Origin of the sequence: Variovorax sp. YR750, from assembly GCF_900109805.1 — a bacterium.
In the GTDB taxonomy this organism is placed as follows: Bacteria; Pseudomonadota; Gammaproteobacteria; order Burkholderiales; family Burkholderiaceae_C; genus Variovorax; species Variovorax gossypii.
In genome coordinates this window covers 307,271-327,412 of record NZ_FOBJ01000003.1, presented here as the reverse complement: position 1 = coordinate 327,412, position 20,142 = coordinate 307,271, and the positions used below count along the sequence as shown (strand labels likewise).

Annotated in this window: 17 protein-coding genes; 9 read left to right on the top strand and 8 right to left on the bottom strand. The window is 68.5% G+C overall.

Annotated features, from left to right (window positions below; genetic code table 11):
* A complete protein-coding gene (locus BMY35_RS08020) occupies positions 1 to 918 on the top strand; it encodes a dihydrodipicolinate synthase family protein (RefSeq protein ID WP_093196709.1) in 918 nt (305 codons plus the stop codon).
* Positions 919 to 967: 49 nt separating this feature from the next.
* Here BMY35_RS08020 and BMY35_RS08015 read toward each other — a convergent pair whose 3' ends face one another.
* The 5 genes from BMY35_RS08015 to cphA (BMY35_RS07995) form a co-directional block, all read right to left on the bottom strand.
* Entirely contained in the window at positions 968 to 1,234 is a 267-nt protein-coding gene (locus BMY35_RS08015; RefSeq protein WP_093196707.1) for a hypothetical protein, read from the bottom strand.
* Positions 1,235 to 1,371: 137 nt separating this feature from the next.
* The gene (locus BMY35_RS08010) at positions 1,372 to 1,839 is read right to left on the bottom strand and encodes a hypothetical protein (RefSeq protein WP_093196705.1); all 468 of its coding nucleotides are present in this window, start codon (positions 1,837 to 1,839) and stop codon (positions 1,372 to 1,374) included.
* 77 nt (positions 1,840 to 1,916) lie between these two features.
* A complete protein-coding gene (locus tag BMY35_RS08005) occupies positions 1,917 to 2,333 on the bottom strand; it encodes a hypothetical protein (RefSeq protein WP_093196703.1) in 417 nt (138 codons plus the stop codon).
* A 153-nt stretch (positions 2,334 to 2,486) separates the two neighbouring features.
* Positions 2,487 to 5,054: a cyanophycin synthetase gene (gene cphA, locus BMY35_RS08000; protein WP_093196701.1), complete on the bottom strand. Its 2,568-nt coding sequence runs from the start codon at positions 5,052 to 5,054 to the stop codon at positions 2,487 to 2,489.
* Positions 5,055 to 5,100: 46 nt separating this feature from the next.
* The gene (gene cphA / locus BMY35_RS07995) at positions 5,101 to 7,395 is read right to left on the bottom strand and encodes a cyanophycin synthetase (protein WP_093196699.1); all 2,295 of its coding nucleotides are present in this window, start codon (positions 7,393 to 7,395) and stop codon (positions 5,101 to 5,103) included.
* Positions 7,396 to 7,480: 85 nt separating this feature from the next.
* Here cphA (BMY35_RS07995) and BMY35_RS07990 point away from each other — a divergent pair, with 85 nt between their 5' ends.
* Both BMY35_RS07990 and BMY35_RS07985 read left to right on the top strand, forming a co-directional pair.
* Positions 7,481 to 9,757 (top strand): cyanophycin metabolism-associated ABC transporter, encoded by a 2,277-nt coding sequence (locus BMY35_RS07990; RefSeq protein ID WP_093196697.1) that lies wholly within the window; start codon positions 7,481 to 7,483, stop codon positions 9,755 to 9,757.
* Entirely contained in the window at positions 9,754 to 10,233 is a 480-nt protein-coding gene (locus tag BMY35_RS07985; protein WP_093196695.1) for a cyanophycin metabolism-associated DUF1854 family protein, read from the top strand. The genes BMY35_RS07990 and BMY35_RS07985 overlap by 4 nt, the downstream gene beginning before the upstream one ends.
* A 21-nt stretch (positions 10,234 to 10,254) precedes the next feature.
* On the opposite strand, the gene BMY35_RS07980 is transcribed toward BMY35_RS07985, so the two are convergent.
* Positions 10,255 to 10,665, bottom strand: a complete 411-nt coding sequence (locus BMY35_RS07980) for a DUF2177 family protein (RefSeq protein WP_093196693.1) — start codon at positions 10,663 to 10,665, stop codon at positions 10,255 to 10,257.
* A 79-nt stretch (positions 10,666 to 10,744) separates the two neighbouring features.
* Between BMY35_RS07980 and queC the strand changes: the two genes are divergently transcribed.
* On the top strand, positions 10,745 to 11,479 hold the full coding sequence (gene queC / locus BMY35_RS07975; protein WP_093196691.1) for a 7-cyano-7-deazaguanine synthase QueC: 735 nt from the start codon (positions 10,745 to 10,747) through the stop codon (positions 11,477 to 11,479).
* Here queC and BMY35_RS07970 read toward each other — a convergent pair.
* A complete protein-coding gene (locus tag BMY35_RS07970; protein ID WP_093196690.1) occupies positions 11,431 to 13,221 on the bottom strand; it encodes an ABC transporter ATP-binding protein/permease in 1,791 nt (596 codons plus the stop codon). The genes queC and BMY35_RS07970 overlap by 49 nt on opposite strands.
* A gap of 123 nt (positions 13,222 to 13,344) precedes the next feature.
* Entirely contained in the window at positions 13,345 to 13,905 is a 561-nt protein-coding gene (locus BMY35_RS07965; RefSeq protein WP_093197224.1) for a phosphonate degradation HD-domain oxygenase, read from the bottom strand.
* A gap of 297 nt (positions 13,906 to 14,202) precedes the next feature.
* Here BMY35_RS07965 and BMY35_RS07960 point away from each other — a divergent pair, with 297 nt between their 5' ends.
* From BMY35_RS07960 to phnX, 5 genes are read left to right on the top strand one after another with little or no spacing between them, the layout of a single operon-like run.
* Positions 14,203 to 15,237, top strand: coding sequence for a putative 2-aminoethylphosphonate ABC transporter substrate-binding protein (locus BMY35_RS07960; protein ID WP_093196688.1), 1,035 nt, complete (start codon positions 14,203 to 14,205; stop codon positions 15,235 to 15,237).
* 31 nt (positions 15,238 to 15,268) lie between these two features.
* Positions 15,269 to 16,348, top strand: a complete 1,080-nt coding sequence (locus tag BMY35_RS07955) for an ABC transporter ATP-binding protein (RefSeq protein WP_093196686.1) — start codon at positions 15,269 to 15,271, stop codon at positions 16,346 to 16,348.
* 2 nt (positions 16,349 to 16,350) lie between these two features.
* A complete protein-coding gene (locus BMY35_RS07950; RefSeq protein WP_093196684.1) occupies positions 16,351 to 18,066 on the top strand; it encodes a putative 2-aminoethylphosphonate ABC transporter permease subunit in 1,716 nt (571 codons plus the stop codon).
* The gene (locus BMY35_RS07945; protein WP_093196682.1) at positions 18,063 to 19,208 is read left to right on the top strand and encodes a TIGR03364 family FAD-dependent oxidoreductase; all 1,146 of its coding nucleotides are present in this window, start codon (positions 18,063 to 18,065) and stop codon (positions 19,206 to 19,208) included. The genes BMY35_RS07950 and BMY35_RS07945 overlap by 4 nt, the downstream gene beginning before the upstream one ends.
* A 49-nt stretch (positions 19,209 to 19,257) precedes the next feature.
* Positions 19,258 to 20,091 carry a phosphonoacetaldehyde hydrolase gene (gene phnX, locus BMY35_RS07940; protein WP_093196680.1) on the top strand — a complete coding sequence of 278 codons (834 nt, stop codon included), beginning with the start codon at positions 19,258 to 19,260 and terminating at the stop codon, positions 20,089 to 20,091.
* Positions 20,092 to 20,142: the final 51 nt, after the last annotated feature.

Here is a 20,142-nt window from a genome sequence, read left to right as displayed (position 1 = left end):
ATGACCCCCAGATACCGCGGCATCTTCCCGGTGGTGCCCACCACCTTCACCGAACAGGGCGCGCTCGATCTCGAGAGCCAGAAGCGTTGCGTCGATTTCATGATCGATGCAGGCTCGGACGGCCTGTGCATATTGGCGAACTTCTCCGAGCAGTTCGTGCTGTCCGACGAGGAGCGCGAGGTGCTCACTCGAACCATCCTCGAACACGTGAAGGGCCGCGTGCCGGTGATCGTGACCACCACGCACTACAGCACCAAGGTGTGCGCCGAACGCAGCCGCCGCGCGCAGGACATGGGCGCCGCGATGCTGATGGTGATGCCGCCGTACCACGGCGCGACGTTCCGCGTGCCGGAGCCGCAGATCTTCGAGTTTTATGCGCGGCTGTCGGACGCGGTGGGCATTCCCATCATGATCCAGGACGCGCCGGCGAGCGGCACGGTGCTGTCGGCGCCGTTCCTCGCGCGCATGGCGAAGGAGATCGAGCAGGTGGCGTATTTCAAGATCGAGACGGCGGGTGCGGCCTCGAAGCTGCGCGAGCTGATCCGTCTCGGCGGCGATGCCATCGAGGGACCATGGGACGGCGAGGAAGCCATCACGCTGATGCCCGACCTCGACGCCGGCGCGACCGGGTCGATGACGGGCGGGGGCTATCCGGACGGCATCCGGCCGATCATCGAGGCGCACCGCTCGGGCGACCGCGAGAAGGCCTTCGCGCTGTACCAGCAGTGGCTGCCGCTCATCAACTACGAGAACCGCCAGGCAGGCCTGCTGGCCTGCAAGTCGCTGATGAAGGAGGGCGGCGTGATCGCCTGCGAGGCGCCGCGCCATCCACTGCCGGCCATGCACCCCGACACGCGTGCCGGGCTGATCGAGACCGCGAAGCGGCTCGATCCGATGGTGTTGCGCTGGGGGAAGTAGGGCGGCGGGGAGAGGGAATACCGGGCGGGGCGCCCGGAGTCGCCGGGGTTCAGGAGGCGGTGGAGTTCTTTTCGAGTTCGCTGACTTGCAGCGACAGGTCGAACAGCTTGGACTTGCTGGCGTAGTAGCGGTCGAGCCGCCACTCCTTCAGGATGTCCATTGCGAGCTGGAAGCTCTTGTAGTCGAGGTCGTAGAGGGTAATCAGTTCGAAGCTGCGTTCGGACTCGAGAGCCAACACGAGCTGGGCCAGGATCTTGGCCGATTCGTTGGCCGGGTCCGTTTCGATGAATCGGCGAGCGACCTTGATGGCATTCATGAGAAAGGGTTCCTCGGTGGGCAGAGAGCGGGAACTATAGCTAGCATGTCGCAGCCTTTTATGACAGAAATATGACAATAGGGGCATCGCCATCTCCGTGGAAATGGCAATGCCCCTGGTGCAAAAAACCTGTCAGGTCAGCGGATCGGAGCCGGCATCGGCCGTGGCATGGGCATCGGCATCGGCTGCGGTTCCATGGGCGCAGGCGCCACCGGCACCATGGTGGTGGTGACCGATTCGCGGATCAGCCCGCCACCCATCACGCTGCCGTCCACGTTGGTCGTGGTGTTGCCCATGCTGCCGAGCACGCGAGCCTCGCATGCGGGGCGATCGGCCGGCTGCTGCAGGCCGCAGCGCGCGAGTGCGTTGGCACGGTAGTCGGGGGCGCTCGTGAGGCCGCCGCGCGCGGCCGCCTGGCGTGCCGCTCCTGCTTCGCGGATGCAGGCTGCGCGGTCCTGCTGGTTGTGGCCGCAGACGGCCAGCTCCTGTTGATAGATGCCGGGGGCGTCCCCGCGGGCCGGCGGAGCCGCGAAAGCGGCGGTGGTGGCTGTCAGTGCGCCGGCAGCGAGCATTGTGAAGAGCATCGAACGGGTGTTGCTTTTCATGGATGACTCCTTGAGGTGAGCTGGAAAACCAGGGAAAGGTTGGAGCGCCCGGCGCAGGCCGGGTTCGCATTCATCGCTCAGCGTGCGGGTGCGGGCACGGTCTGCGGGGGCAGGGGCGTCACGGTCTCGCGGATCACGCCGCCGCCCATCACGCTGCCTTCGGTGGTGGTGCGCGAGCCGCCCTTGATGCGGGCTTCGCAGTCGGGCTGCTCGGCGGCGGGCAACTCGCCGCAGCGGGCGAGGGCGTTGACCTGTTCCCGCGCGGGGCTGGGGCTGGTGAGGCCGCCGCGCCCGGCTTCCTGGCGTGCGGCGCCGGCTTCGCGCAGGCAGGCTGCGCGGTCCTGTTGCACGCCGTCGCAGGTGGCGCGCTCCTTCTGCATGCGGGCATCGCTGCCCGGCGCCTGCGCGCTGGCCGTCTGCGCGCCGAAGACGATGAAGCCACTGGCGGCGAAGAGTGCCGTGGCGGAAAGAATGGAACGAAGGCTTGTTCTCATGAGGGCTCCTGTGAATGCACGCCCCTCCGGGAGGGTGCGTGACCGGAGCCTCAGTGTGCTGTCGCCGGTGGGCGGCGGTCTGTGGGACAGCCGCACGCCGCCGACCGGGCCGGACTCGCCCCTGCTTGTGGGACGTGTCCGGCAAGGCCGGCTTCAGCCGGCAGCGATGCGCTGGGCCAGGTGAGCGAGCGCTTCCTCGACCTGGTCGACGAGGATCAGCGAGAGGTCGCCCGGCTGCAGGCGCGCCAGCGCGGCGTCGATGGCCACGAACTCGCCGCGGATCTCGTCGACGTAGCGCGTGCGCGCCGCACCCTGCAGGCCCTGGCGCAGCAGCGCCATGACTTCACCGTCGGCACGGCCGCGCTGGGCCGCGTCCTGATAGAGGATCACGTCATCGAAGGCTTCGCCGAGGATGGCCGTCTGGTCGCGGATGTCCGAGTCGCGCCGGTCGCCCGCGCCGCTGATCACCACCGAGCGCTTCTTCGCCGGCATGGTGTCCACGGCCGACACCAGAGCGCGCATGGCGTCGGTGTTGTGGCCGTAGTCGGCGATCACGGTGGCGCCGCGGTAGTCCATGACGTTGAAGCGCCCGGGCACGCCGGCCGCGTCGTTCATGAAGCTCGCGAGGCCGCTGCGGATGGTGTCCCAGTCGAGGCCCACGCCCCATGCCGCGGCCACGGCGGCCATCACGTTGTCGACCTGGAAGCCGATGCTGCCGCCGCGCGTGATGGGCACGTCGCGCAGCGCGATGCGTTCGCGCCACGAGCCTTCGGCGGCCACCAGCGTGTCCTGGTCGACGTACACGGTGCGCTTGCCTTGAGCGCGGTGCGTGGCCATCACCGGGTGCATGCGGTCGGCGGTGAAGAAGATCACGTTGCCGGGGCAGCCGGCGGCCATGGCGGCGACGTTGACGTCGGCCGCGTTGAGCACCGCGTAGCCATCGGGCGCCACGTTGCGCACGATCACGCGCTTGAGCACCGCGAGGTCTTCGACGGTGGTGATGTAGTTCAGACCCAGGTGGTCGCCGCTGCCGATGTTGGTGACGACCGCCACCTGGCAGCGGTCGAAGCCGAGGCCCTCGCGCAGGATGCCGCCGCGGGCCACTTCGAACACGGCCGCGTCGACGTCGGGGTGCATCAGCACGTTGCGCGCGCTCTTGGGGCCGCTGCAGTCGCCGCTGTCGGTCTGGCGGCCGTCGACGTACACGCCGTCGGTGTTGGTCATGCCGGTGCGCAGGCCGCTCGACGCGAGCAGGTGGTTGATCAGGCGCGCGGTGGTGGTCTTGCCGTTGGTGCCGGTGACGGCCACCACGGGGACGCGGCCGTCGTCGCCGTGGGCGAAGAGGGTGTCCATCACCGCCTCGCCCACCGCGCGGCCACGGCCGAAGGAAGGCGAGATGTGCATGCGCAGGCCGGGCGCGGCGTTCACTTCGACCACGCCGCCGTGCTGCTCCTCGAGCGGGCGCAGCACGTTCTCGCAGACCATGTCGACGCCGCAGATGTGCAGGCCGACCATCTGCGCCGCGTCGACGGCGCGCGCCGCGACTTCGGGGTGCACGGTGTCGGTCACGTCGGTGGCGGTACCGCCGGTGGAGAGGTTCGCGTTGTTGCGCAGCACCACGCGCTGGCCGCGCGCGGGCACGCTGTCGGGCGTGAGGCCCTGCGATTCGAGCCGGCCGATGGCGATGTCGTCCAGGCGGATCTTGGTGAGCGAGGTGGCGTGGCCCTCGCCGCGGCGCGGGTCGAGGTTCACCGTGTCGACCAGCTGGCGCACGGTGGAGCTGCCGTCGCCGATCACCTGCGGCGGATCGCGGCGAGCGGCGGCCACGAGGCGGTCGCCCACCACCAGCAGGCGGAAGTCGAAGCCGGGGAGGAACTTCTCGACCATCACCTCGCCGTAGACGGCGGCCGAGTCGTAGGCCGCGAACAGCTCTTCGCGCGAGTTGATGTTGACCGTGACGCCCTTGCCCTGGTTGCCGTCCTGCGGCTTCACCACGACCGGCAGGCCGATCTCGTTGGCGGCGGCCCAGCCGTCCTCGGCGCTCGTCACGGGGCGGCCCAGCGGCACCGGCACGCCGGCGGCGTTGAGCAGCTGCTTGGTCAGTTCTTTATCTTGCGCGATCGACTCGGCCACGCCGCTGGTGCTGTCGACCTCGGCGGCCTGGATGCGGCGCTGCTTGGAGCCCCAGCCGAACTGAACCAGGCTGCCGCGCGTGAGGCGGCGGTACGGAATGCCGCGCGCAACCGCTGCATCGACGATGGAGCCGGTGCTCGGGCCCAGGCGCTCGGATTCGTCGAGGTCGCGCAGTTCGGCGATGGCGGCTTCGGCGTCGAAGGGCGTGTCGGCCTGCGCGGCGGCGATCAGCTGCTCGGCCAGTTCGGCGGCGCGGCGGCCCACGGCCTCCTCGCTGTACTGGAACACGACCTGATAGACGCCTTCTTCCATCGTGGGAGAGGTGTGGCCGAAGTTGACGGCACAGCCGGCCTGGGCCTGCAGCGCGACGGCGGCGTTCTCCAGCACGTGCGCCAGCGCCAGCGGCTGGCCCAGCACCATCGGGTGCAGTTCGCCGATGGTGGGGAAGCGCGCGCGCAGGCGGTCTTCGAAACCGGCCAGCTTGCTGATGGCGTTCTCGTCGCCCTGGCAGGCCACGACCGCCTCGATGGCGGTGTGGCGGCTCCAGAGATTAGGCCCGCGAAGGGCTCGGGTGCGGGTGACTTTCATGGGGCTGCGAGAGCTGCTGCTGTCTATCTGGCGAGGCGAAGGTGCCTCAGGCGAATTGGGGTTGTTGGAGAGGCTGGGTCTGCGAGAGCTGCAGCGAGGCCAGCGCGGCCTGCAGGTCGGCCTCGAAGGCTTCGACGCCGGCGCCGATCAGGTTCAGCGGAATGCCCATGGCCCAGGCCGCGGCCACGGCGGCCAGCAGGCTCTCGAGGCTCACGCCGGCATGGGTGGCGCGCCACACGGTCAGGCGGCCGAGGCCCGGCAGGAACGATTCGCTGCTGCCGTTGGCCAGCACCACGCGGTCCTGCCGCACGAGCACGGCCTTGCCGCCGGCGGTCTGATGTGCAGTGAGTTCAGGAGCCTGCGCGTCGGCCGAATAGAGGATGACCGCGCCATCGCACAGCGGCGCCAGGCCGGCCACGCGCGGGTCGGCGGCATTCAGCACGGCCGTGCCCTCGGGCAGCACCACGTCGACCTGCGTGCGCAGCACCTTGACCATCTGGTCGCTCTCGGTGATGTCGTAATCAGCCAGTGCTTCCGAGCCTTCGAGGTCGGTGACGATGCCGACTTCGCAGCGGTCGTAGGAGAGGCCGTCGCGCAGGATGGTCTCGGCGCCGTTCTCGATCACCACGGCCTGCACGGCGCGGTTCACGAGCAGGCGGTGGCCGGCTTCCCAGTTGGCGCTGTCGCGCGCATCGACGCGGCGGCGCTCGAGGAACAGGCCGTCGCGGCAGGCCAGGCCGGTGTGGCGGCCGCCCAGGTTGATGAGCCAGGCCACCAGGCGTGCCAGCACGGCGGTGTCGCGCGAGCCGGCCACGCCGACCACGGGAATGCGCCCGGGCGCGTCGTTGGGGAACAGGTGGTCGCAGATCGCGCGGCCCACCGGGCGCGGCGAGCCGACGGCCGGCTTCAGGTGCATCAGCAGGCCGGGGCCGGCGTTGACTTCGACGATCGCGCCGCCCTGCGGGCCGAGGGGCTTGGAAATGTCCTGCGCCACGAGGTCGATGCCGGCGATGTCCAGGCCCACCACGCGGGCGGCCAGCACGGCGGCGTGCGCGACTTCGGGGTGGACCAGGTCGGTGCAGTCGTTGGCCATGTTGCCGTTGCGCTGGATCGTGACCACGCGGCCGGCGGCGGGCACGGCGTCGGCGTTCAGGTCCTGGCGCTTGAGCTCGAGCTGCAGCTTGGCGTCGGTGTCGACCACGATCACGTCGAGCGGGAACTCTTCCTCGGCGCCGCGGCGCGGGTCGCTGTTGAGCTGCTTGTCGATGAGCTCGCGCACGCTGGCCTTGCCGTCGCCGGTCACGGTGATGATCTCGCCGCGCGCGGCCGCCACCACCTCGCCGCCCACCACCAGCAGGCGGTGCTCGTGGCCGCGGATGAAGCGCTCGACCATCACGTCGCTGCCCTCGGGCTCGGCGACCGCGAAGGCGGCCATGACTTCCTCGCGGGTCGTCAGCTCGAGCGAGACGCCGCGGCCGTGGTTGGCATCCGACGGCTTCACGACCACGGGCAGGCCGATGTCCTCGGCGGCTTCCCAGGCCTTTTCGGCGTCGGCGACCACCTGGCCTTCGGGCACGGGCACGCCGCAGCTCGCGAGCAGGGACTTGGTCAACTCCTTGTCGCTGGCGATCGATTCGCCGATGGCGCTGGTGTAGTCGGTCTCGGCGGTCCAGATGCGCTGCTGGTTGGCGCCGTAGCCCAGCTGCACCAGGTTGCCGCTGTTCAGCCGCATGTGGGGAATGCCGCGGTCGGTGGCGGCTGCCACGATGGCGGCGGTGCTCGGGCCGAGGTAGCAGTCTTCGACCTTGGCCTTGACCGCGTCGACGGCCTTCTGTACGTCGGCGGCGGTGAACGGGTCGTTGTTGATGGCAGCCATCAGCAGGCGGTGGCCCTCGGCCAGCGCCACGCGGGCGACCTGCTCGTCACGGGCGCGGAACACCATGCGGTAGACGCCGTGCTCCGAGGTGCTGCGGGTTTGCCCGAAGCCGGTCGGCATGCCCGCGAGGTTCAGCAGTTCGATGACGACGTGCTCGAGCACGTGGCCCGACCAGGTGCCTTCGGTCAGGCGCTGGATGAAGCCGCCGCGCTCGCCCACGCCGCAGTGGTGCTCGATCAGCGCCGGCAGCAGGGCGGTCAGGCGGTCGGTGAAGCCGTCGATCTTGTTGGAGGGGAAATCTTCGAGCTGGCCCAGGTCGAGCCAGACTTCGAGGACCGGGCGGTAGGTCCAGAGGTTGGGGCCGCGCAAATAATTGATGCGCAGCAGTCGGATGTCGTCGAAACGGGTCATGCAAACGTTCGATGTGCTTTGGCCGAGCACCACGGCGCCTTCAAGTGCGCCCATGGCTATCAGTCAGAATCGGCGCCCGACTTGAGGCGCCATGACGCGGTCCATGAGGCCCGCGACGGGCAAGAGTCAAAGAAACACAATGCAACATCACGATCCAGTCGGCACCCGCGAGGGCGAAACAGAAGCGGTACTCAAAAACCGCCTCGCAGTCGCGGAAAACGTTCTGGTAACACTGACGGTTGACCTCGACGACCAACTTCGCTTCGCTTCCGGCCTAGTCGCCTTGACTGACCGGAGGCTGATTTCGCTCGATCCTGGCGGTGATTGGCGTGAGTGGCCGCTAACCGACGCGGCCTTGGAATTGCGCCTTTCCGACCATTCGGGCGTCGGAACGCTCGATCTGACGGGCCCCTCGGGCCGCCTCGCGCGCTGGCGCTACACCCTGGCCGGGCAGGTTGCGGCCTTGCGGTTGCTGAAGCTGTTCGGCCAGCGCATGGCAGGTGTCTCCAAGGAGACACCCGAGGCCGTCGAGACGGCCGACGGCGAGGATTCCGCCGACACCGAGCTCCAGACCCCGCCCTCGACATGGGTCCTGCTGCGGCTCGGCCGCTTCGCCAAGCCCTACCGCAAGCAGTTGATCGCAGGGTTTCTGCTGACCCTGTTCTCCACGGCCGCCACCCTGGTGCCGCCGTACCTGACCATCCCGCTGATGGACGACATCCTGATCCCGTTCCAGAACGGGCAGAAGATCGACACCATGCGCGTCGGCCTGTACCTGGGCGGCCTGCTGATCGCGGCGCTGGTCGGCTGGGGGCTGGGCTGGGCACGCACCTACCTGCTGGCGCTGGTGTCCGAGCGCATCGGCGCCGACCTGCGCACCACCACCTACGAGCACCTGCTGACCCTGCCGCTGGACTATTTCGGCGGCAAGCGCACCGGCGACCTGATGGCGCGCATCGGCTCTGAAACAGACCGCATCAACGTCTTTCTCTCGCTGCACGCCCTCGATTTCGCCAACGACGTGCTGATGATCGTGATGACCGCGGTCATCCTGATCTCCATCAACCCGCTGCTGGCGGTGGTCACGCTGGTGCCGCTGCCCTTCATCGCCTGGATGATCCACGTCGTGCGCGACCGCCTGCGCACCGGCTTCGAGAAGATCGACCGCGTCTGGTCCGAAGTGACCAACGTGCTGGCCGACACCATCCCCGGCATCCGCGTGGTGAAGGCCTTCGCCCAGGAACGTCGCGAGGCCGAGCGCTTCCGCGTGGCCAACGTCTACAACCTGCAGGTCAACGACAAGCTCAACCGCACCTGGTCGCTGTTCACCCCGACCGTGTCGCTGCTCACCGAAATCGGCCTGCTCGTGGTCTGGGCCTTCGGCATCTGGCAGGTGGCGCGCGGCAGCATCACGGTGGGCGTGCTCACCGCCTTCATCGCCTACATCGGCCGCTTCTACACCCGGCTCGACTCCATGAGCCGCATCGTCTCGGTCACGCAGAAGGCCGCGGCGGGCGCCAAGCGCATCTTCGACATCCTCGACCACGTGAGCAACGTGCCCGAACCGGCCAACCCGGTGAAGGTGGAGCGGGTGCAGGGTCGCATCGACATGAGCGGGCTGGGCTTCCGCTACGGCTCGCGCGCCGTCATCCACGACCTCGACCTGACCATCGAGCCCGGCGAGATGATCGGCCTCGTGGGCCACAGCGGCTCGGGCAAGAGCACGCTGGTCAACCTGATCTGCCGCTTCTACGACGTGACCGACGGCGCCATCAAGGTCGACGGCACCGACATCCGCCGCTTCGCCGTGGCTGACTACCGCCGCCACGTCGGTCTGGTGCTGCAGGAGCCTTTCCTTTTCTTCGGCACCATCGCGCAGAACATCGCCTACGGCAAGCCCGACGCCACGCGCGAGGAAATCGTCGCCGCCGCGCGCGCCGCGCATGCGCACGACTTCATCCTGCGCCTGCCGCACGGCTACGACTCGCTGGTGGGCGAGCGCGGGCAGGGCCTGTCGGGCGGCGAGCGCCAGCGCATCAGCATCGCGCGCGCGCTGCTGATCGACCCGCGCATCCTGATCCTCGACGAGGCCACCTCGGCCGTGGACACCGAGACCGAGAAGGAAATCCAGAAGGCGCTCGACAACCTCGTGCAGGGCCGCACCACCATCGCCATCGCGCACCGCCTGTCGACGCTGCGCAAGGCCGACCGGCTCGTGGTCATGGACCGCGGCGAGGTGGTCGAGGTCGGGCCGCACGACGCCCTGATGGCGAAGCAGGGCGCCTACTGGCGGCTCTACCAGGCGCAATTGCGCCAGGGCGACGACGACGCGAGCGAAGGTGCGGCCAACGAGCGCGCCAATGCGCAGGCGCCGGTCGCCATCGCCCACGCAGCCCATCCGGCGGGGGACGCATGACCAACGACAACAACAACGACTTTCAACTGGAGCGCGATCCCTTCGGCCGCCTCGTGCTGACCGATGCACAAGGCGAGCGCCATGTCGGCGTCGTGCCCGTGCGGGCCTTTCCGCTGAGCGCGCCCGGCCATGGCATTTCAATGGTCGGCAGCGAAGGGCGCGAGCTGGTCTGGATCGACAGCGTCGATCAGCTGCCGGCGCAGGCCAAGGCCCTGCTTGAGGAAGACCTCGCGGTGCGCGACTTCGCGCCCACGCTGCTGAAGCTGCACGGCGTGTCCAGCTTCGGCGTGCCGAGCACCTGGACCATCAGCACCGATCGCGGCGAAACCAGCTTCGTGCTCAAGGCCGAGGAAGACATCCGCCGGCTCGAGGGCGGCGCGCTGCTGATCGCGAGCGCGCACGGCGTGCAGTTCCGCATTCCGGACGTGAAGACGCTCGACCGTACCTCGCGCAAGCTGCTCGAGCGTTTCCTCTAGCAGAAGAATCCCGCCGCGCCTTCAGCGCCGTGCGAACCGGTGCAATGCGGTGGCACCTGCCGCCGCCGCCGCGCCGCTCACCAGCGTGCCCCAGGCCATGTCGATGAACGACAGCGCCACCGGCCAGTCGCGCACCACCGCCAGGTTGGTGAGGTCGTAGGTGCCGTAGCAGAAGAGGCCGAACAGCCCGCCCATCAGCGCCGCCCGCATCGTGCCTCCCGCTCGCAGGCCGGGCACGATCGCGAACACCAGCAGGCCGACGGGGTAGGCCAGGTAGAACACGGCCGCGAAGCCCAGCCGCGGGTTCGGCGACATCAGCCCGCCCATGCCCTGCTGGTACATGTCCTTGGCCACGACGCCGAGCCAGACCATGTCGAGCGCCAGCAGCACCGCCAGGGTGACGACCCATGCAACCAGGTGTTTGGCACTCATGCGCGGGATCGTATCCGCGGCCTCGCGCAGCCTGCGAAAATTGCGCCTTTGGACTACAGCGGCCCCGCCGTTGACGGATATGCCTCTGCACACCACCGCCCTCGTTCTGTTTTCCGGCGGCCAGGACTCGACCACCTGCCTCGCCGATGCGCTCTCGAAGTACCAGCGCGTCGAAACCTTGGGCTTCGACTACGGGCAGCGCCACCGTGTGGAGCTCGACGTGCGCGGCAACATCCTCGCGAAGATGCGCGAGCGCTTTCCCGACTGGGCGCCCCGCCTGGGCGAGGACCACGTGCTCACGCTCGCCGCGCTGGCGCAGCTGGGCGGCTCCTCGCTCACCGAGGAGGTCGCCTTCGCGATGCAGGCCGACGGCCTGCCCAACACCTTCGTGCCCGGGCGCAACCTGCTGTTTCTCACGCTCGCGGGCGCGCTGGCCTACCGGCGCGGGCTGCAGGTGATCGTGACCGGCGTCTGCGAGACCGACTTCTCCGGCTACCCCGACTGCCGCGACGACACCATGAAGGCGATGCAGCTCGCGCTCTCGCTCGGCCTGGAGCGCCGCCTCGTCATCGAGACGCCGCTGATGTGGATCGACAAGGCCGAGACCTGGAGCCTGGCCCATCGCCTGGGCGGCGAGCCGCTGGTCGACCTGATCGTGGAGGAAACCCACACCTGTTATCTCGGCGATCGCGTGCACCGCCATGCGTGGGGCTACGGCTGCGGCGAGTGCCCTGCCTGCGACCTGCGCAAGAAGGGCTGGGAGCGCTACGCGGCTGCGCTGCCCGCCGGCGCCGCCACGACTTCCACGCGGTAGCGCGCCGTGGCGCCCTCGGCTTCCGGCACCAGCGTCCAGCGCTGGTTGTGGAACTCGCCCACCGCCGCTCGATGGGCCACCGAGACCATCGCGCCGCCGCCCGCGCGCACCATCTCCGAAAGCCGCTGGTACAGCGTGCGCTCGGCCGGCGCATCCAGTGCGCTGCTGATCTCGTCGGCAAAGACCCAGCGGGGTTTCTTCAGCAGGACGCGCGCGATGGCGAGCCGCTGCTGCTCGCCGCCCGACAGCTTCTGGCTCCATGCATCGCTGTCGTCCAGCCGGTTGGCGAACTCGGGCAGCAGGGCGTCCTTCAACGCCCGGCGCAGCTGTTCGTCGTCGTATTTCGCGGCGTCTTCCGGATAGGCCAGGGCAACGCGTAGCGGGCCGTCCGGCATGTAGGGCCGCTGCGGCACGAACATCGCATCGGCCGGCACCTGCACCCGTCCGCGCGCGAACGGCCAGATGCCCGCGAAGGCGCGGAACAGGGTCGACTTGCCGCTGCCCGAGGGGCCTTGCACGAGCACGCTGTCGCCGGCTTTCGCGGTGAGTGCCGCGTTGGCCAGAAGCGGCGTGCCGTTCGGCAGGTTCAGCGAGAGGCCGTCGGTATGAAGCCCGGCTGCATCGCTGCGCTCGAGGGCGTTCTCCTGCGCGGCATGCGCGCGGATTGCATCGTCGAAGCTGGTGAGACGGTCGGTCGTGGCGCGCCACACGGCCACGCTGTCGTAGTTGTCGACGAACCAGCTCAGCGAATCCTGCACCTTGCCGAAGGCCGACGAGATCTGCATCAGCTGGCCGAGCTGGATCGCGCCGCTGAAAAAGCGCGGCGCGGCGACCACGAACGGGAAGATCACAGCGGCCTGCCCGAAGAACGCAGTAAAGGTCACGAGATTCTTCTGCTGCTTGATGAGCTGCAGGTAGTTGCGCAGCACGGAGCCGAAGCGCAGGTCGAGCTGGCCATGCTCCACCTTCTCGCCGCGGTCGAGCGCGATCGCCTCGCTGTACTCGCGCACGCGCACGAGGTGGTGGCGGAAGTCGGCCTCGAAGCGCTGCTGGCGGAAGTTCAGCCCGATCAGCGGCCGTCCGATGTAGTGGGTGATGATCGTGCCGACCACGCAGTAGGCCACCGCCAGCCAGACCATCGCGCCCGCGACCTGGTAGGTGGTGCCGTTCAGCGAGAGCTCCGTCGTTCCCGAGAGTCCCCAGAGGATGCCGACGAAGCTGACGAGCGTGACCACGGCGTTCAGCAAGCCCATCGACAGCGTCATGGTCGCGCTGGTGAACAACTGCATGTCTTCCTGGATGCGCTGGTCCGGGTTGTCCGGCGTCGTGCCGTCCTTGCCGGCATAGCGGGCCAGCTCCATCTCGTAGAAGGTGCGGTCCGCCATCCAGCGGCCGAGATAGTCGCGCGTGATCCAGGCGCGCCAGCGCAACTGGAGCAGCTGCGTCACATAGAACTTGAGCACCTGCAGCGCGATGTTGAAGAAGGCCAGCACGACGAACACGCGGATCTCGCGCCAGAACACCGTCACGTCCTTGTTTTGCAGCCCGTCGTAGAAGCGTCCGTACCACTGGTTGAAGAGCACCAGCGCGTAGACGTACGCCAGGTTGAGCGCGACGATGGCGGCGAACATGGTCCGCGCGCGCCATTTCTCCTCGGACTGGAAGTAAGGCGCCGCAAGCCTGAAGACGCGGCGCAGCACCTGGATGAACGAGCCCGCGCGAGCTGTGATGGATGGGGACATGCTGGTTTCCTCGAACGCGCCCGGGCGGCGCTGGTCATCTTGAGGAGACCATCGTAGACAAATGTTTCTTAAACCGGCCTGAAACGGGCCGCGAACCTGCCCGGACGCCCCGAAAAGAACTCGTCAGCGCAGCATGACCCTGGCTGCAGTCGTCAGGAAGTGGGCCAGAGGCGGCGTCTGCAGCTTCTCGATCTTCGCCTCCTCGTCCCACAGCCGCAGCCGGATCGCATCGCCGGACCATTGGTGGGAGGCGAAGCGCTGGGCCGCCTCGGTGTCCATCACGCCGCCCTGCAGGGCGAGGCTGCGCACCGAATCGGGCGAGAGCCTGGAGAAATAGTCGGGCCGGGTCGCGCACAGGTAGCGCTTGGCGTCCACGTGCAGCCGGATCGGCTCGCGCACCTCGACGTCGAACACGCCGCGCAGCAGGGGCAGGGCGATGTACTGGTGCCGGTCGTCGATGCCCAGCTCTGTAGGAGAGTGCGAAAGCGTCTGGTGCTCGGCGATCAGCAGGTGCCCCAGGTCATGCAGCAGCGCCGCGGTGACCAGCGAGTCGCTCGCGCCGGCCTGTTCGGCGAGCCAGGCGCATTGCAGCGCATGTTCGAGCTGCGACACCGGTTCGCCCGCGTATGCGACTCCACCGCGCTCGGCGAACAGGCGGGCGATCTCGGCGAGGTCGAGTGTCATGAAAGTGAAACCGAACGGACGGGGCGAAAGCACAGGCAATAAGTCCGTGAGTCTGCTGCGCCACGGTGACACCTGGATGACGCTGTCGTGGCAGGACTGCCGGGAATCGTCACTCTCCGGCGCATTTTTGGGTATTTGAGTTTTTTTGAGGCATTTTGACAAATCTCTGTCATATGCCGCTGCCAACATCGCCCCCATTCGTCGCCGGGCGGAATCTGCGTACTTTCGAATTCGCGTCCGGTTGCTCCCCCGCTGCGTCCTTTCTTCTTTCCACTTTCTCCCAAGGAAACCCCGTCCATGCTGCATCGTTCCATCCGCTGGGCCGCCGTGCCGGCCGCTCTGCTCTCGCTGGCCTTCGCCGCATCGGCCCAGGGCCGCACCGAGCTGCTGGTCTACACCGCGCTCGAAGCCGACCAGGTGCAGGCCTACAAGGCTGCCTTCGAAAAGGAGAACCCGAGCATCGAGCTGAAGTTCGTGCGCGACTCCACCGGCATCGTCACCGCCAAGCTGCTCGCCGAAAAGGCCAACCCGCAGGCCGACGTGGTGTGGGGCCTGGCCGCCACCTCGCTGATGCTGCTCGACAAGGAAGGCATGCTCCAGCCCTACGCGCCCAAGGGCCTGGACGCCATCAAGGCCAACATGCGCGATCCGGCCAACCCGCCCAAGTGGGTCGGCATGGACGTGTGGTCCTCGGCCATCTGCTTCAACACCGCCGAAGCCACGAAGAAGAACCTGCCCAAGCCCACCAGCTGGGCCGACCTGACCAACCCGGTCTACAAGGGCCAGATCACCATGCCCAACCCCGCCGCCTCGGGCACGGGCTACCTGATGGTGTCGGGCTGGATCCAGATGATGGGTGAAGAGAAGGCGTGGAAGTACATGGACGCGCTGCACCAGAACATCGGCATCTACAGCCAGTCGGGCAGCAAGCCCTGCCGCCAGGCCGGCGCCGGCGAGTTTGCGCTCGGCATGTCCTTCGAATACCGCGCCAACAAGACCAAGCGCGACGGCGCTCCCATCGACATCGTGCTGCCCAAGGAAGGCCTGGGCTGGGACATGGAAGCCACCGGCATCATCAAGACCAGCAAGAAGCAGGAAGCCGCCAAGGCGCTGGCCGACTGGGCCGTGACGAAGCAGGCCAACGAGCTGTACGCCAAGAACTTCGCCGTGCTCGCGCTGCCTGGCATCCAGGAGAAGCTCGAGTTCGTGCCGGGCGATGTCGAGAAGCTGCTTGCCAAGAACGACTTCAACTGGGCCGCCGCCAACCGCGAGCGCATCCTGACGGAGTGGTCGAAGCGCTACGAATCGAAGTCGGAAAAGAAGCCGCTCTGATCCCGGCATCGAAGCAAGACGGTATCCGGCCATGACGAGCAGCAGCTTTCTTTCCCTCCGCGGCATCGGCAAGTCCTTTGGCGCCACACGCGTGCTCGACGGCATCGATCTCGACATCGAGCCCGGCGAGTTCGTGTGCCTGCTCGGCCCCTCGGGCTGCGGCAAGACCACGCTGCTGCGCATCGTCTGCGGCATCGAGCGTGCCGACAGCGGCCAGATCCTGCTCGGCGGCCAGGACATCGCGGGCCTGCCGCCCGCGGCGCGCGGCTTCGGCGTGGTGTTCCAGTCGTACGCGCTCTTTCCCAACCTGACGGCCGCGCAGAACATCGCCTACGGCCTGCATCCCACGGGCGCGCTGGCCCGCGAGATGGCCAAGCGCTCGCGCGAGATGCTCGACCTGGTCGGGCTCGCCGCGCATGCCGACAAGTACCCCGTGCAGCTCTCGGGCGGCCAGCAGCAGCGCATCGCGCTGGCCCGTGCGCTCGCGCCCAATCCGCGCCTGCTGCTGCTCGACGAGCCGCTCTCCGCGCTCGACGCGCAGGTGCGCGCCACGCTGCGCAGCGAGATCCGCGCGCTGCAGAAGCGCCTGGGCATCGTCACCATCATGGTCACGCACGACCAGGAAGAAGCCCTCTCGATGGCCGACCGCGTCGTGCTCATGCACAACGGTCGCATCGAGCAGGCCGGCACGCCCGACGAGCTCTATCGCCAGCCGCGCACCCGCTTCGTGGCCGGCTTCGTGGGCCGAATGAACATGCTGCCCGCCACGGTGCTGGCCGACGGCAAGGTGCGCGTGCGCGACAGCGAGCTGCTGTGCGCGCCCGGCAACCTCAGCATCGGCTCGCAGGCCACGGTGGGCATCCGTCCCGAGCACGTGGTGGTGAAGCGCTTCGGCACCGAGCTCGGCGCCAACAGCTTCGCCGCGCGCCTGCTCGACACCGAGTTCTTCGGCAACCGCACGTCGGCCCGGCTGGCCTGCGAGCCGCTGGGCATCGAGATCGAAGCCGAGCTGCCCGCCGATGCCCGCAGCGGCGGCGACGAGCCGCTGGTGCCCAGCAGCATGGTCCACATCCAGCTGCCTTTGAACGCGCTGTCGGTCCTGGCGCATTGAGCATGAGCAGTTCTCCCGACGCCATCGCCGTCGCGCCGGTGGTGGCGATGCGCCGCAGCACCTTCGACCGCGAGCGCTGGCTGACGGGCGCCGCCGTGCTGCTGGTCGTGCTGCTGCTGGTGGTGATCGTCGCGCTGCCCGTCGGCGCACTGGTCGGCCAGAGCTTCTTCGATCGCGATGGCGCCTTCGTCGGCCTTGCCAACTTCGCGCGCTACCTCGAGAACCCCGCGCTGGTGCAGTCGGCATTCAACAGCGTGGGGCTCGCGGCGATCAGCGCGGTGATCTGCACCGCCATCGCCTACGTCTATGCCTACGGGCTTACGCTGTCCTGCATGCCGGCCAAGGGCGTGCTGCGCGCGGTGGCGCTGATGCCGCTGCTCGCGCCTTCGCTGCTTCCCGCGATCAGCCTCGTCTACCTGTTCGGCAACCAGGGCCTGTTCAAGGGGCTGCTGGGCGACGTGTCGATCTACGGCCCGCTGGGCATCGTGCTCGGCTCGGTGTTCTGGACGCTGCCGCACGCGCTGCTGATCCTCACCACCGCCATGGCCACCTCCGACGGCCGGCTCTACGAGGCCGCGCAGACGCTGGGCGCCTCGCGCTGGCGCATCTTCCGCACGGTGACGCTGCCTTCCTCACGTTACGGCCTCATCGTGGCCGCGATGGTGGTGTTCGTGCTGGTCGTCACCGACTTCGGCGTGCCGAAGGTGGTGGGTGGCCAGACCGGCGTGCTCGCCACCGACATCTACAAGCAGGTGGTCGGGCAGCAGAACTTCCAGATGGGCGCGGTGGTCGGTCTCGTGCTGCTGATTCCCGCCGTGCTGTCCTTCCTCGTCGAGCGCCATGTGCGCGGCAGGCAGGCAGCGGCGCTGTCGGCGCGCGCCACGCCTTATCACCCCGAACCCGTGAAGACACGCGACCGCGCGTTGCTGGCGTTCTGCGTGCTCACTGCCCTCGCCATCCTCGTGATGATCGGCATGGCGGTGTTCGCGTCGCTGGCCACCTACTGGCCCTACAACCTCGTGCCGTCGTTCAAGAACTACGACTTCAGCAACATGGACGGCGGCGGCTGGGGCAGCTACTTCAATTCGCTGCGCATGGCCGTGTGCGCGGCGGTGGCGGGCGCGCTCGTCACCTTCGTATCGGCCTACTTCGTCGAGAAGCCGCGCCACTTCGGGCTGCTGCGCGAGCTGCTCAACCTGCTGGCCAACCTGCCGCTGGCGGTGCCGGGGCTGGTGCTGGGCGTGGGCTACATCTTCTTCTTCATCTCGCCTTCGAACCCGCTGCGCGCCATCTACGGCAGCATGACCATCCTCGTGGTCTGCACGGTGGCGCACTTCTTCTCGGTGGCGCACCTCACTTCGCTCACCGCGCTGCGCCAGCTCGACCGCGAGTACGAGCTGGTGTCGGAATCGATGGGCGTGCCGTTCTGGCACACGCTGTGGCGCGTGCACCTGCCGGTGGCGCTGCCCACCGTGCTCAACGTGGGCGGCTATTTCTTCGTGAACGCGATGACGACCGTGTCTGCCGTCGTGTTCCTCTACTCGCCGCAGACCACCCTCGCCGCCATCGCCGTGCTCAACATGGACGACGCCGGCGACGTGGCGCCCGCCGCCGCCATGGCCTCGCTGATCATGCTCACGGCCGCCATCGGCCGGGGCCTGTTCGCGCTGGCGGGGCATTGGGCACTCGAGCGCACCCAGACCTGGAGACATCGTTGACAAGCGCAACCCCGCAAGCAAGCAACCCCGACAGTTTCGACCTCATCGTGGTCGGCGCCGGCATCGTCGGCCTGGCCCATGCCTACACCGCCGTGCAGCGCGGCCTCAAGGTCTGCGTGATCGAGCGCGACGCGGCCGCCATCGGCGCGTCGATCCGCAACTTCGGCTTCATCACCATCACCGGCCAGGCGCCGGGCGACATGTGGCGCCGCGCCATGCATGCACGCGGCGTGTGGAACGAGGTCGCACCGCAGGCCGGCATCGAGGTCGTGCACCGCAACCTGTGGCTCGCGGCTTATCGCCCGGAGGCGCACGACGTGCTCGAAGCATTCATGCGCACGCCGATGGGCAAGGGTTGCGAGCTGCTCGATGCCGCTGACGCGCAGGCCAGGGCGCCCGCGCTGAGCCTTGCAGATGCGCGCTCGGTGCTCTTCAGCCCGCATGAGCTGCGCGTCGAATCGCGCACCGCCATCGGCCTGCTCACGAAGTGGCTGGCCGAGGCGCACGGCGTGACCTTCCGCTTCGGCGAAACCGTGCACGAGGTGGAAACGCCGCGCGTGCGCACCTCGCGCGGCACGCTGCACGCGGAGCGCGTGGTGGTCTGCACCAACACCGACCTGCACGGCCTTTTCTCCGACCGTATCGTCACGCACGACCTCACGCTGTGCCGCCTGCAGATGCTGCGCGTGAAGCCCGAGGAAGGGTTCCGCCTGCCGGGCTCGGTGATGATGGACCTGAGCCTCGCACGCTACGAGGGCTACAGCACGCTGCCCGAGGCCGCCGCGCTGCGCGCGCGCCTGGAGCAGGAAGAGGCCGCGTCGCTCGCGCACGGCATCCACCTGATCGTGGTGCAGAGCGCCGACGGCTCGCTGGTGGTCGGCGATTCGCATCACTACGCCGACGCGCCCGAGCCCTTCGCGATGGAGGAGGTCGACCAGCTCATCCTGCGTCACCTGCGCAGCACGCTGAACCTCGAATCCGCGCAGATCGTCGAGCGCTGGACGGGCGTGTACCCTTCGTCGAAGACCACGCCCTGCGTGATCGACGCGCCCGACGACGCCACGCGGCTGGTGCTGGTCACCAGCGGCAGCGGCGCGAGCACCGGCTTCGGCATCGCGCACGACGTCTTCAATGCATGGTGACCTCCGGCCCGCCGCAACCTTTTCAGCCAGCCACTCACACTCCGCCGCCATGAACGCCCACAACCACTCGCAACTCAAGGCCGTCGTCTTCGACTGGGCCGGCACCATCCTCGACTTCGGCTCCTGCGCGCCCATGGGCGCCTTCGTGAAGCTGTTCGAGCAGTTCGGCGTCGACATCACCATCGCCGAGGCGCGCGGCCCGATGGGCATGGCCAAGTGGGATCACATCAAGGCGCTGGGCACGCTGCCGCGCATCGCCGCGCAATGGGAAGCCAAGCACGGCCACGCCTTCAACGACGCCGACGTCGACAGGCTCTACGAGGTGTTCACGCCGATGAACGCGGCCAGCGTGCGCGACCATGCCGACTTCATTCCCGGCGCGCTCGAGGCGGTGAAAGCGGCGCGCGAGCGCGGCCTGAAGATCGGCTCCACCACCGGCTACAACCGCCCGATCATGGAAGTGGTCGTGCCCATCGCCGCGGCCGGCGGCTACTCGCCCGACAACCTCGTGTGCGCCGGCGACCTGGCCGAAGGCCGCCCGTCGCCGCTCATGATGTACCGCTGCTTCGCCGACCTCGGCGTGTGGCCGCCGCACACCGTGGTGAAGGTCGACGACACCGGCGTCGGCCTGCAGGAAGGTCTCAACGCCGGCACCTGGGCCGTGGGCCTCGCGGTCAGCGGCAACGCCAACGGACTCACGCTGGCCGAGTGGCAGGCGTTCGACGAAGCGCAGCAGCAGGAGCGCCGCGCGCGCGCCACCGCCGACCTCGAAGCAGCCGGCGCGCACTACGTGATCGACAGCGTCGCCGACCTGCCGCAGGTGCTGGAAGACATCGAGCGCCGCCTGCAAGCCGGCGAACGGCCCGCCGCCACTGCCGTCTGAGCGACGAAGAGAAAGCGGCAGCGTCCGACTTGACGCGCCGCCTCGCGGGCC